The 11,597-nt window shown below is 69.1% G+C and carries 13 protein-coding genes; 11 read left to right on the top strand and 2 right to left on the bottom strand.

The window, feature by feature from the left end; translation table 11 throughout:
• Window positions 1–2 precede the first annotated feature (2 nt).
• The 7 genes from A5727_RS02960 to A5727_RS02935 all read left to right on the top strand — a co-directional run bounded on the left by A5727_RS02960 (window position 3) and on the right by A5727_RS02935 (window position 5,582).
• A complete protein-coding gene (locus A5727_RS02960; protein ID WP_068244198.1) occupies window positions 3–848 on the top strand; it encodes a sugar phosphate isomerase/epimerase family protein in 846 nt (281 codons plus the stop codon).
• Window positions 845–1,678 (top strand): thioesterase family protein, encoded by an 834-nt coding sequence (locus tag A5727_RS02955; protein WP_068244195.1) that lies wholly within the window; start codon window positions 845–847, stop codon window positions 1,676–1,678. Before A5727_RS02960 ends, A5727_RS02955 begins: the two co-directional genes overlap by 4 nt.
• Window positions 1,679–1,731: 53 nt before the next feature.
• Window positions 1,732–2,652 (top strand): pyrroline-5-carboxylate reductase, encoded by a 921-nt coding sequence (gene proC, locus A5727_RS02950; RefSeq protein ID WP_286150012.1) that lies wholly within the window; start codon window positions 1,732–1,734, stop codon window positions 2,650–2,652.
• 150 nt (window positions 2,653–2,802) lie between these two features.
• Complete coding sequence (locus A5727_RS02945) at window positions 2,803–3,051, top strand: cell division/environmental response transcriptional regulator (protein ID WP_068244189.1); 249 nt, start codon at window positions 2,803–2,805, stop codon at window positions 3,049–3,051.
• 157 nt (window positions 3,052–3,208) lie between these two features.
• Complete coding sequence (locus tag A5727_RS26795; RefSeq protein WP_003402602.1) at window positions 3,209–3,310, top strand: 30S ribosomal protein bS22; 102 nt, start codon at window positions 3,209–3,211, stop codon at window positions 3,308–3,310.
• 96 nt (window positions 3,311–3,406) lie between these two features.
• Window positions 3,407–4,477, top strand: a complete 1,071-nt coding sequence (locus A5727_RS02940) for an SDR family oxidoreductase (protein ID WP_068244186.1) — start codon at window positions 3,407–3,409, stop codon at window positions 4,475–4,477.
• Window positions 4,478–4,508: 31 nt separating this feature from the next.
• Window positions 4,509–5,582, top strand: coding sequence for a lysophospholipid acyltransferase family protein (locus A5727_RS02935; RefSeq protein WP_231991933.1), 1,074 nt, complete (start codon window positions 4,509–4,511; stop codon window positions 5,580–5,582).
• Window positions 5,583–5,620: 38 nt separating this feature from the next.
• Here A5727_RS02935 and A5727_RS02930 read toward each other — a convergent pair whose 3' ends face one another.
• Both A5727_RS02930 and A5727_RS02925 read right to left on the bottom strand, forming a co-directional pair.
• Window positions 5,621–6,115, bottom strand: coding sequence for an FAS1-like dehydratase domain-containing protein (locus A5727_RS02930; protein ID WP_068244180.1), 495 nt, complete (start codon window positions 6,113–6,115; stop codon window positions 5,621–5,623).
• A 62-nt stretch (window positions 6,116–6,177) separates the two neighbouring features.
• Complete coding sequence (locus tag A5727_RS02925; RefSeq protein WP_231991938.1) at window positions 6,178–6,978, bottom strand: HAD family hydrolase; 801 nt, start codon at window positions 6,976–6,978, stop codon at window positions 6,178–6,180.
• A 176-nt stretch (window positions 6,979–7,154) separates the two neighbouring features.
• Here A5727_RS02925 and A5727_RS02920 point away from each other — a divergent pair, with 176 nt between their 5' ends.
• The 4 genes from A5727_RS02920 (at window position 7,155) to A5727_RS02905 (ending at window position 11,550) form a co-directional block, all read left to right on the top strand.
• Window positions 7,155–7,427 (top strand): glutaredoxin family protein, encoded by a 273-nt coding sequence (locus A5727_RS02920; RefSeq protein WP_068244177.1) that lies wholly within the window; start codon window positions 7,155–7,157, stop codon window positions 7,425–7,427.
• 133 nt (window positions 7,428–7,560) lie between these two features.
• Complete coding sequence (locus tag A5727_RS02915; protein ID WP_068244174.1) at window positions 7,561–8,931, top strand: glutamyl-tRNA reductase; 1,371 nt, start codon at window positions 7,561–7,563, stop codon at window positions 8,929–8,931.
• Between the two features lie 4 nt (window positions 8,932–8,935).
• The gene (gene hemC / locus A5727_RS02910) at window positions 8,936–9,871 is read left to right on the top strand and encodes a hydroxymethylbilane synthase (RefSeq protein ID WP_068244171.1); all 936 of its coding nucleotides are present in this window, start codon (window positions 8,936–8,938) and stop codon (window positions 9,869–9,871) included.
• A 29-nt stretch (window positions 9,872–9,900) separates the two neighbouring features.
• Window positions 9,901–11,550 carry a bifunctional uroporphyrinogen-III C-methyltransferase/uroporphyrinogen-III synthase gene (locus A5727_RS02905; protein WP_068244168.1) on the top strand — a complete coding sequence of 550 codons (1,650 nt, stop codon included), beginning with the start codon at window positions 9,901–9,903 and terminating at the stop codon, window positions 11,548–11,550.
• The last annotated feature ends 47 nt before the right edge of the window (window positions 11,551–11,597 follow it).

Below are 11,597 nucleotides of genomic sequence, written 5' to 3'. Positions count from 1 at the left end.
TCGTGCGCCCCGCCATCAAGGTCGGCCTGTCGACAGCCTCGGTGTACCCGCTGCGCACCGAGGCTGCGTTCGAGTACGCCGCGAAGCTCGGCTACGACGGAGTCGAACTCATGGTGTGGGCCGAGACGGTCAGCCAGGACATCGACGCCATCGAGGAGCTTTCGCGGCGGTATGAGGTCCCGGTGCTCTCGGTGCACGCCCCGTGCCTGTTGATCTCGCAGCGTGTGTGGGGCGCCAACCCGATCGCCAAGCTCGAGCGCAGCGTGCGGGCCGCCGAGCAGTTGGGTGCGCAGACGGTGGTCGTGCATCCACCGTTCCGGTGGCAGCGGCGTTACGCCGAGGGCTTCAGCGAGCAGGTCGCCGAACTGGAGGCGGGCAGCGACGTCATGGTCGCCGTGGAGAACATGTTCCCGTTCCGCGCCGACCGGTTCTTCGGCGTCGGGCAGACGTCGATCGAGCGGATGCGCAGGCGCGGCGGCGGGCCCGGTGTGGGGATATCGGCGTTCGCGCCGTCCTATGACCCGCTGGAGGGCGGTCACGCCCACTACACGCTCGACCTGTCCCACACCGCCACCGCGGGCACCGACGCGATGGAGATGGCGCAGCGGATGGGCGACGGACTGGTGCATCTGCACCTGTGCGACGGAAACGGCGCCTCGGCCGACGAACACCTGGTGCCGGGGCGGGGCACCCAGCCCACCGTGGAGGTGTGTCAGATGCTCGCCGGCAGCGACTTCAGCGGCCATGTGGTTCTCGAGGTCACGACCTCGGGCGCGCGTTCGGAGGCCGAGCGTGAGGAGCTGCTGACCGAGTCGCTGCAGTTCGCCCGGGCCCATCTGCTGCGATGACCGAATCGGCGAGTTTCACCCGGGCGATGGCGCTGCACCGGGTGGCGGACGGATCTTTCTCCGGTGACCCGGTGTTCGTCGGAGAACTGAACCTGCACTGGACGATCGGGCCCAAGGTGCACGGCGGCGTGATGCTGGCGTTGTGTGCGAAGGCCGCGCGGCTCGCCATGGGCGGCGACGGACCCGAGCAGCCTGTCGCGGTGTCGGCAGGCTTCCTGACCGCACCCGACCCGGGCCCTGTGCGGCTGGTCACCGCGGTCCGCAAACGCGGTCGCCGGGTGAGCCTGGTCGACGTCGAGTTGACGCAGGGCGACCGCGTGGCCGTGCGCGCCACGGTCACCCTGGCCCATCCCGAGCACGACGCACCACCGCTGCTGGCGGTCGACACCGCACACGCGGACATGCCCGTCGAACCCCCGCCGGAGATCGGCCCGATCGAACCGGGTCACCCGCTCGCCGAGATCAATCACCTCGCCGCGGGCTGCGACATCCGGCCCGACATGTCCGGGCTGCGCACGGTCGCCGCCGGGCAGTCCCCGAAGACGCGCATCTGGGTGCGCCCGCGTCACGACGAGCTCGACGTGCTGTTCGCGCTGATGTGCGGTGACATCTCCATGCCGGTGACGTTCGCGGTCGGCCGGACCGGCTGGGCACCCACGGTGCAGCTCACCGCCTATCTGCGCGGCGTACCCGCGCCGGGTTGGCTGCGCATCGTCGCCTCCACCATGCAGATCGGCCAGGATTGGTTCGACGAGGACCATGTGGTCGTCGACAGCACGGGCCGCATCGTCGTCCAGACCCGCCAGCTGGCGCTCGTTCCCGCGCCGTAGCCCCCGTTGGGTGGGCCGGACCCGGTTCGGCCCGCCACGATCGTCACAGGGCCGTGCAGAGGCACCGCCCCGCAACCCGGGCGCTAGGGTCTCTCGTCATGGCCAGAATCGCGATCATCGGCGGCGGAAGTATGGGTGAGGCTCTGTTGGCGGGCCTCCTGCGGTCCGGTCGGCAGGTGAAGGACCTCGTCGTCTCCGAGAAGTCACCGGAGAGGGCCAAGCAGCTGTCGGAGAAGTACTCGGTGCAGGTGGCTTCGGTCGCCGACGCCGCCGAGCACGCCAACTTCGTCCTCGTCGCGGTCAAGCCCGCCGACGTCGAACTGGTCATCGGCGACATCGCCGAGGCCGCCGCCAAGGCCGAGGCCGACAGTGCCGAGCAGGTCTTCGTCAGTGTGGCCGCCGGGGTGCCGACGTCGTTCTTCGAGTCCAAGCTGCCGGCCGGGGCCCCCGTCATCAGGGTGATGCCCAACGCGCCCGCTCTGGTGGGTGCCGGAATCAGCGCGCTGGCGCCGGGCAGGTTCGCCACGGCCGAACAGCTCCAGGCCGTCTCCGACGTGTTCGGCTGCGTCGGCGGGGTGATCACGGTGGTGGAGAGCCAGCTGGACGCGGTGACCGCGGTGTCGGGGTCGGGCCCGGCGTATTTCTTCCTGATGGTCGAGGCGCTGGTGGATGCGGCCGTCGCCTCGGGGCTGTCGCGGCCCGTCGCGACGGATCTGGTGGTGCAGACCATGGCGGGTTCGGCCGCGATGTTGCTGGAGGGCATGGACCAGGGTTCGGGGGCCGATTCCGGGCGCCGATCGGGCACCGGTGTGGACACCACAGCGGCGCAGCTCCGGGCGACTGTGACGTCCCCGGGCGGCACCACCGCGGCCGGGCTGCGCGAGTTGGAGCGCGGTGGTTTGCGGGCAGCGGTGGACAACGCCGTGACCGCGGCGAAAATCCGCTCTGAGCAGCTCGGAATCACATCAGAGTAATTCAAACGGGTTCCGCGAATTTTCGACGGATTACCCCACACCCGTCGCAGCAACCCCATCTGCCCCGCTATTCTCCTCGTTGTATGCACGCGTTCGTGCCAGCGGAGGGGAAGCCGCTGGGACTGGCCGTGCCTGATTGATTGGGTTGCGATGACGTCTATGAACGGGCCATCGGCCGGTGGAAAGCGGGACTCTGGATCTGCGGACGGCCAACCGGCCGCCAGGACCCAGTTCCTCACTGTCGCCGAGGTCGCCAGCCTCATGCGGGTCAGCAAGATGACGGTGTACCGGCTCGTGCACAACGGTGAACTTCCTGCCGTTCGCGTGGGCCGGTCGTTCCGTGTGCACGCCAAGGCCGTGCACGACCTGCTGGAGACCTCGTACTTCGACGCCGGCTAGATCGGCGCACGCCGGTACTGGCTGGGCCCGGCCAGCCTCGACCGTCGCGGCAGCCCCCATTTCGGTTTGGGGGCCTGCCTTCGGTAAGGTGGCCGGGTTAAGTCGTGTCGGCGCGCCCCTCGAGTGCGGCGCATCCCTTAGGTAGGCAGCGGAGTTCATGGGTTCAGTCATCAAGAAGCGGCGCAAGCGTATGTCGAAGAAGAAGCATCGCAAGCTGTTGCGTCGGACCCGGGTGCAGCGCAGAAAACTCGGTAAGTAATCCGAGACTGGGCGCGTCCTGGGGAAGCGCTGGCGACCTGCCCTCGGCAGGGTCGTCGGGCATGCCCAGGCGCCGCCTGACCGGTAGCCTGTCCAAATGGAATCGGGCGACCCCAAGGACACCCCTGCACCGCCCAAAGTTGTTCTGGTCACCGGAGCGTGCCGATTCCTCGGCGGCTACCTGACCGCGCGGCTGGCGGCCAACTCCTCGATCGAGAAGGTCATCGCGGTGGACGCGGTGACCCCGAGCAAGGACCTGCAGCGCCGGATGGGCCGCGCCGAATTCGTTCGGGCCGACATTCGAAACCCCTTCATCGCCAAGGTGATTCGCAACGGCGATGTGGACACCGTGGTGCACGCTGCGGCGGCTTCCTATGCCCCTCGCAGCGGTGGTCGGGCCACGCTCAAGGAATTGAACGTGATGGGCGCGATGCAGTTGTTCGCGGCCTGCCAGAAGGCTCCCACGGTTCGGCGGGTGGTGCTCAAGTCCACCTCCGAGGTCTACGGGTCCAGCGCGTTCGACCCGGTGATGTTCACCGAGGACAGCACCAGCCTGCGTCCACTCGGCGAGGGTTTCGCGCGCGACAGCCTCGACATCGAGGGCTATGCACGGGGTCTGGGACGGCGACGGCCCGACATCAGCGTGACCATCCTGCGCCTGGCCAACATGATCGGACCCGCCATGGACACCCAGTTGTCGCGCTACCTCGCCGGTCCGGTGGTGCCCACCACGATCGGTCGCGATGCGCGCCTTCAGCTTCTGCATGAGCAGGATGCGCTCGGCGCCCTCGAGCATGCGACCACGGCGGGCCGGGCGGGCACCTTCAACATCGGGGCCAGCGGCGTGATCATGATGTCGCAGGCGATCCGGCGCTCGGGCCGGCTGGCTTTGCCACTGCCCGCCACCGGGGTGCGTGTGGTGGATTCGCTGCGCCGGGCCACCGGTGCCACCGAGCTCAACCGCGAACACCTTCGCTACATGTCCTACGGCCGGGTGATGGACACCACCCGGATGCGCACCGAGTTGGGGTACCACCCGAAGTGGACGACGCTCGAGGCGTTCGACGATTACGTACGCGGTCGGGGTTTGACTCCGATCATCGATCCGCAGTGGGTACGCTCGGTGGAGACACGTGCTGTGGCCGTGGCGCAGCGGTGGGGGAGCTAGACATGCAGAACTTTCGTCGGGGGAGAGGTCATTGAGCGTGGCGGGTGACGGGCGAGCAAAAGTCATTCCGCTGCATGGCAATTCGAGCCGTGCAGCGTCATCCCGGAGAGCTGGCCAGCGCGCTGACGCGGCGCGGCGACATCCGTCGCTGCTGTCCGATCCGGACACCAGGGCGACTGCGGAGCAGCTCGCCGCGGTGGTGCGTGAGATCGATGAGCATCGAGCTTCCGCGGCAGGCCCCGACGGCGGAGCGGCCGAGCCCAACGACCTCGCGGTCAAGATCTCCTCGGTTGCTGAGTTTGTCCGAAGGCGGCTGACCGGGGACTACGTCGTCGACGATTTCGGCTTCGACAAACACCTCAACGAGGCCATGTTCCTGCCTTTGCTGCGGGTGCTGTTCAAGTCGTGGTTCCGGGTCGAGGTCAGCGGTGTGGAGAACCTGCCGGTCGACGGCGCCGGGCTTGTGGTGGCCAACCACGCCGGCGTGCTGCCGTTCGACGGCCTGATGCTGTCGGTGGGTGTGCACGACCACCATCCGACACAGCGCGATCTGCGCCTGCTGGCCGCCGATCTGGTCTTCGACATGCCGGTGCTCGGACACGCCGCGCGCAAGGCCGGCCACACGATGGCCTGTACGGCCGACGCGCACCGGCTGCTTGAGGGCGGTGAGCTCACCGCGGTGTTTCCCGAGGGCTACAAGGGCCTCGGCAAGCAGTTCAAGGACCGCTACAAGCTGCAGCGGTTCGGCCGCGGCGGGTTCGTCGCGGCCGCACTGCGGACCAGGGCGCCCATCATCCCGTGCTCGATCGTCGGGTCCGAGGAGATCTATCCGATGATCGCCGACGTCAAGCTGTTGGCACGCCTGCTGGGCCTGCCGTATTTCCCGGTCACTCCGCTGTTCCCGCTCGCGGGCCCGGTGGGGATGGTGCCGCTGCCGTCGAAATGGCACATCGAGTTCGGTGCGCCGATCTCAACCTCCGAGTACGACGAGAGCGCGGCTGAGGACCCGATGGTCACTTTCGAACTCACCGACCACGTCCGCGAGACCATTCAGCACACGCTGTACCGGCTGCTCGCCAACCGCCGGAACATGTTCTTCGGCTGAGGCCTGATCTGCTGCCCGGGGCGCGCGCCCCGGGGGCGTCACATCCCCAGGCGAGCCGCGATCGCGGCGACCTGCTCGTCGGTCTCGGAGTCGTGCGCGGCCTCACCGATCATCGTCACGACGCTGGTGATCACGGGCTCGCCGTTGGCGTCGGTCACCTCGGCGCGCAGTTCGGCGATCACGGTGCCGTGGGATTCGATCACCGAATCGAGGTAGGAGTCGAAGTAGATCTCGTCACCGACCACCAGCGGGCGGTGGTACTTGAACTTCTGGTCGCGATGGATCACCCGGGCGATGTTGATGCCCACGTCGAACCGCTTGAACATCTCCATCTGGACCCGGCGGCCCGCGACCGCGATGAACGTCAGTGGCGCGACCAGGCTCGGATAGCCGAGTTCGGCGGCGGCCGCCTCGTCGTGATGCGCGCCGTGATCGTCGAGCACAGCCGTGGAGTACTCCCGCACCTTCTCCCTGCCGACCACGAACTTGTCGGGGTAGCGGTAGTGCGTTCCGATGATCTCTTCAGCAACCATGACTGGCGGTGTGTCCTTCGGCTCAATGACGACGTGCGTAGCGACGGTATAACACCGCGGGCTCAGCGTTCGTTTCGCCGCGACGCGATGGCGGCCAGCGCGCCACCCGCGGCGCCCAGCGCCAACGCCGACGGAACCCCGATTCGGGCGGCCTTGCGGGCGGTCCGGAAGTCCCGGATCTCCCACCCCCGCTTGCGTGCCAGGTCCCGCAGGTCGGCGTCGGGGTTGATCGCCACCGCGGTGCCGACCAGCGTCAGCATCGGCACATCGTTGTAGCTGTCGGAGTACGCGGTGCAGCGGCGCAGGTTGAGCCCCTCGCGAATCGCCAGGGCGCGCACCGCGTGCGCCTTGCCCGCACCGTGCAGGATCTCACCGACCAGACGGCCCGTGAAGACACCGTCGACCGACTCCGCGACGGTGCCCAATGCTCCGGTCAGGCCCAGGCGGCGGGCGATGGTGTCGGCCAACTCGAACGGCGTCGCCGTGACCAGCCACACCTGCTGGCCCGCATCGAGGTGCATCTGGGCCAGATCCCGGGTGCCGGGCCAGATCTTGTCGGCGATGATCTCGTCGTAGATCTCCTCGCCGAGTTCGACCAGTTCGGTGGTGGGGCGGCCCTCGATGAACGACAGCGCCTTGCGCTTGCCCTCGGCGACGTCATCGCTGTTCTCGCGGCCCGTCAGCTGGAACTTGGCCTGGGCGTAGACGAACCCCAGCACGTCGCGGTAGGTGAAGTACTTGCGGGCGGCGAGCCCGCGGGCGAAGTGCACGAGCGAGGAGCCGTGCACCATCGTGTTGTCCACGTCGAAGAACGCCGCGGCCGTCAGGTCGGCCGGGACCGGCGGCTGGGGCTCATCGGCCAGATGCTCGAGGGCGGCCTCCGCGCTGGGCGCACCCGCCTGCCAGGCCGTGTCGTCCCCGGCGGGCGACTGACCGTCCGACGGCTGATCTGCCACGCGCACCCCTTTCGGATGACCGTCCGCGCACCCGCGCTCCAGCACTTGCCTCGTCACCCTATCCAAATGCCACAATTCGGCAGATGATCCCCGCGCAGGTCTGCCTGCTGACCAGAGCCGGATGCCAGATCTGTGACCGAGTCCACGCCCAGCTGGCGGCGCTGGCCGACGAACTCGGCTTCGAGTTGAGCGATGTCGACGTCGATGCGGCCGCGGCCGCGGGCGATGCGTCACTGCGCGCCGAGTTCGGCGACCGGCTGCCCGTGGTGCTGCTCGACGGCGCGGAACACAGTTACTGGGAGGTCGATGAACCCCGCCTCCGCCGAGACCTCGCCGCCCGCGGCTGTGGCACATGACATCATGGGGGAATTTGGTGACGGCGCAGGTGAGCGGCTACCGTTGTGCTCAGATTGAGCGTAAGTCTCTTCACCTGATAAGCGGCAAGGGAGCGTGCTGGGTGATTGCTCGAGTGGTCGCTGGGATGGCGCTGTGAGTGTCCTTCTTTTTGGTGTCTCGCACCGCAGTGCGCCCGTCTCCGTCCTCGAGCAGCTGTCGACCGATGAGGCCGAGCAGACCAAGATCATTGACCGCATTCTTCAGTCCCCGCTGGTCACCGAGGCCATGGTGTTGTCCACCTGCAACCGCGTCGAGGTGTACGCGGTCGTGGAGGCCTTCCACGGCGGCCTGACCGCGATCGGCCAGGTGCTCTCCGAGCATTCCGGAATGGCGATGTCGGACCTGACGAAGTACGCCTACGTCCGCTATGCCGAGGCGGCCGTCGAGCATCTGTTCTCGGTGGCCTCCGGTCTGGACTCCGCGGTGATCGGTGAGCAGCAGGTGCTCGGCCAGGTCCGCCGCGCCTATTCGTCGGCCGAGGCCAACCACACCGTGGGCCGCACGCTCCATGAACTGTCACAACGCGCTCTTGCCGTCGGCAAGCGGGTCCACACCGAGACCTCGATCGACGCCGCGGGCGCGTCCGTGGTGTCGGTGGCGTTGGGGATGGCCGAACAGCGGCTGTCCGGGCTTCGGGGCCGCACCGCCGTGGTGGTCGGCGCCGGTTCGATGGGCGCCCTCAGCGGTGCGCACCTGATCCGGGCCGGAGTCTCCGTCGTGCGGGTGGTCAACCGCTCCACCGACCGGGCGCTGCGACTTGCCGCGAACCTGCGTGAGCAGGGGGTCGCGGCCACCGCACACGGTCTGGAAGACCTGCCGATCGCGCTGGCGGAAGCCGACGTGGTGATCAGCAGCACCGGCGCCGTCTCCCCGGTGCTGTCGCTCGCCGACGCGCACGTCGCGCTGGCCCGCCGCAACGCGGGCCGCCCGGACGGGCGTCCGCTGGTGATCTGTGACCTCGGCATGCCACGGGACGTGGATGCCGCGGTGTCGGGCCTGCCCGGCGTCTGGGTCATCGACATGGACCGCATCCAGCGTGAGCCCGCCGCCAAGGCCGCGTCCTCCGACGCGGACGCCGCGCGCTCCATCGTGGCCACCGAGGTGGCCACCTACCTGGCCGGTCAGCGCATGGCAGAGGTCACGCCGACCGTGACGGCGCTGCGCCAGCGCGCCGCGGACGTCGTCGAGGCCGAACTGCTGCGGTTGGACAACCGTCTGCCGGGCCTGGACGGCGCGCACCGCGACGAGGTCGCCAGGACCGTGCGCCGCGTGGTCGACAAACTCCTGCACGCACCCACCGTTCGGGTCAAGCAGTTGGCCAGCGCCCCCGGCGGCGACAGCTACGCCGAGGCGCTGCGCGAACTGTTCGAACTCGATCCCACCGCTGTCGACGCCGTCGCCACCGCGGGCGAACTGCCCTTGGTGACAACGGATTTCGACGCTCTTACCGAACAGTCTGAGTGAACACTTGATCCGAATCGGCACCCGGGGAAGCCTGCTGGCCACCACACAGGCGGGGACCGTCAGAGACGCACTGATCGCACGCGGCCACGCCGCGGAACTCGTCATCATCTCCACGGCGGGGGACCGCTCGTCGGCCCCGATCGCCGAGCTCGGTGTGGCCGTCTTCACGGCCGAGTTGCGCGAGGCCATCGCGGACGGTCGAGTCGACGTTGCGGTGCACTCCTACAAAGATTTGCCGACGGCGCAGGACCCGCGGTTCACGATTGCCGCGATCCCGCCGCGTGAGGACTCCAGGGACGCCCTGGTGGCCCGCGACGGGCTGGTGCTGGGCGAGTTGCCGACGGGTTCCGTCATCGGCACATCATCCGTGCGCAGGGCGGCACAGCTTAGAGCACTGGGTCTCGGTTTGGAAATCCGCCCCCTACGAGGCAACCTAGATACCAGGTTGAACAGGGTAAGCAGCGGCGAACTCGACGCCGTCGTGGTGGCCCGAGCGGGTCTGTCCCGCATCGGACGCACGGATGTGGTCACCGAGACGTTGGAACCGGTACAGATGTTGCCGGCGCCGGCTCAAGGGGCCCTGGCGGTCGAGTGCCGTGCCGGTGACACGGGCCTGATCGAGGTGCTGGCGGAGTTGGACCACGCCGACACCCGGGCCGCGGTCACCGCGGAGCGAACCCTGCTCGCCGAGTTGGAGGCGGGCTGTTCGGCACCGGTGGGAGCGATCGCGGAAGTGGTCGAGTCCATCGATGAGGACGGCAATGTCTTCGACGAACTGTCGCTGCGCGGATGCGTGGCGGCGCTGGACGGATCCGACGTGATCCGCGCGTCCGGTATCGGGACTCCCGAGCGGGCACGAGAGCTCGGGCTCTCGGTGGCCGCGGAGTTGTTCGAACTGGGCGCGCGCGAGCTGTTGGGTTCCGACAGAACGACAGGCTAGTACAGGCTTTGCGAAGGCAGGAGTTGAGGATGACTCGAGGGCGTAAGCCGAAGCCGGGGCGCATCATGTTCGTCGGTTCGGGACCGGGCGATCCGGGTCTGCTGACGACGCGCGCTCGGGCGGTGTTGGCCAACGCTGCGCTGGTCTTCACCGACCCCGACGTTCCGGAGCCCGTGTTGGCCCTGGCGGGATCGGAGCTGCCGCCGACGTCGGGACCGGCACCCGCGCCCAAGGCCGCGGCCGACGGTGACGCGGCCCCGGCTGAACCGGCGGTCGTGACCGTGGCGCAGGGCCCCGACGTCCGGCCCGCGCTCGGCGATCCGGCCGAGGTGGCCAAGACCCTGACCCATGAGGCCAAGCTCGGTGCCGATGTGGTGCGCCTGGTGGCCGGTGACCCGCTGTCGGTGGACTCCGTGCTCGCCGAGGTGCAGGCCGTCGCCAAGGCCGGGATGGTTTTCGAGATCGTGCCGGGCCTGCCGGCATCGACGGCCGTGCCGACCTACGCCGGCCTGCCGCTCGGCTCGTCGCACACCGTGGCCGACGTCCGTGGGGACGTGGACTGGGCCGCCCTGGCGGCCGCGCCCGGCCCGCTGATTCTGCACGCCACGCCGCAGCACCTCGCCGACTCGGCGCGGACGCTCATCGAGCACGGGCTCGTGGAGAGCACGCAGTGTGTGGTGACCGCGCAGGGCACGACGTGTGCGCAGCGCAGTGTCGAGGCCACGCTGGCCGAGCTGACCGACCGCGCCGCGATCGGCGCCACCGACCCCGCAGGGCCGCTGACCGGTCCGCTGGTCGTCACCATCGGCCGCACCGTGACGCACCGCGCCAAGCTGAACTGGTGGGAGAGCCGCGCGCTGTACGGCTGGACCGTGCTCGTGCCGCGCACCAAGGACCAGGCCGGTGAGATGAGCGACAGGCTGGTCACCCACGGTGCCCTGCCGATCGAGGTGCCCACGATCGCCGTCGAGCCCCCGCGCAGCCCCGCCCAGATGGAGCGTGCGGTCAAGGGCCTGGTGGACGGCCGCTACCAGTGGGTCGTGTTCACCTCGACCAACGCGGTCCGTGCGGTGTGGGAGAAGTTCGGCGAGTTCGGCCTGGACGCCCGCGCCTTCTCGGGTGTGAAGATCGCCTGCGTCGGCGAGGCCACCGCGGATCGGGTCCGTGCGTTCGGCATCAGCCCCGAACTGGTCCCCGCCGGTGAGCAGTCCTCGCTGGGCCTGCTCGACGAGTTCCCGCCGTACGACGAGATCTTCGATCCGGTCAACCGCGTGCTGCTGCCGCGGGCCGACATCGCCACCGAGACGCTGGCGGAGGGCCTGCGCGACCGCGGCTGGGAGATCGAGGACGTCACCGCGTACCGCACGGTGCGCGCCGCACCGCCGCCGGCGCACACCCGCGAAATGATCAAGACCGGTGGGTTCGACGCCGTGTGCTTCACGTCGAGTTCGACCGTGCGCAACCTGGTCGGCATCGCGGGTAAGCCCCACGCCCGGACCATCGTCGCGTGCATCGGGCCCAAGACCGCAGAGACCGCCGCCGAGTTCGGGCTGCGCGTCGATGTCCAGCCCGAGACCGCTGCCGTCGGGCCGCTGGTCGAGGCGCTGGCCGAGCACGCGGCCCGGCTGCGTGCCGAGGGCGCGCTGCCCCCGCCGCGTAAGAAGAGCCGCCGGCGCTGACGCGATGACGAAGCGCCGAGGGACGAGGGGCGAGGAGTCGCGCGATT

The sequence above is a fragment of the Mycobacterium sp. ACS4331 genome (assembly GCF_001667265.1).
Taxonomy (GTDB): Bacteria; Actinomycetota; Actinomycetes; order Mycobacteriales; family Mycobacteriaceae; genus Mycobacterium.
Note: the sequence above shows the minus strand (reverse complement) of the source record. Positions and strands in the feature narration are given on the sequence as shown.

Excerpts from the sequence above, each read along its gene's own strand:
- A5727_RS02905 (WP_068244168.1), top strand. The coding sequence starts at position 9,901 with ATGACTCGAGGGCGTAAGCCGAAGCCGGGGCGCATCATGTTCGTCGGT.
- A5727_RS26795 (WP_003402602.1), top strand. The coding sequence starts at position 3,209 with ATGGGTTCAGTCATCAAGAAGCGGCGCAAGCGTATGTCGAAGAAGAAG.
- A5727_RS02955 (WP_068244195.1), top strand. The coding sequence starts at position 845 with ATGACCGAATCGGCGAGTTTCACCCGGGCGATGGCGCTGCACCGGGTG.
- A5727_RS02930 (WP_068244180.1), bottom strand. The coding sequence starts at position 6,115 with ATGGTTGCTGAAGAGATCATCGGAACGCACTACCGCTACCCCGACAAG.
- A5727_RS02940 (WP_068244186.1), top strand. The coding sequence starts at position 3,407 with ATGGAATCGGGCGACCCCAAGGACACCCCTGCACCGCCCAAAGTTGTT.
- A5727_RS02920 (WP_068244177.1), top strand. The coding sequence starts at position 7,155 with ATGATCCCCGCGCAGGTCTGCCTGCTGACCAGAGCCGGATGCCAGATC.
- A5727_RS02945 (WP_068244189.1), top strand. The coding sequence starts at position 2,803 with ATGACGTCTATGAACGGGCCATCGGCCGGTGGAAAGCGGGACTCTGGA.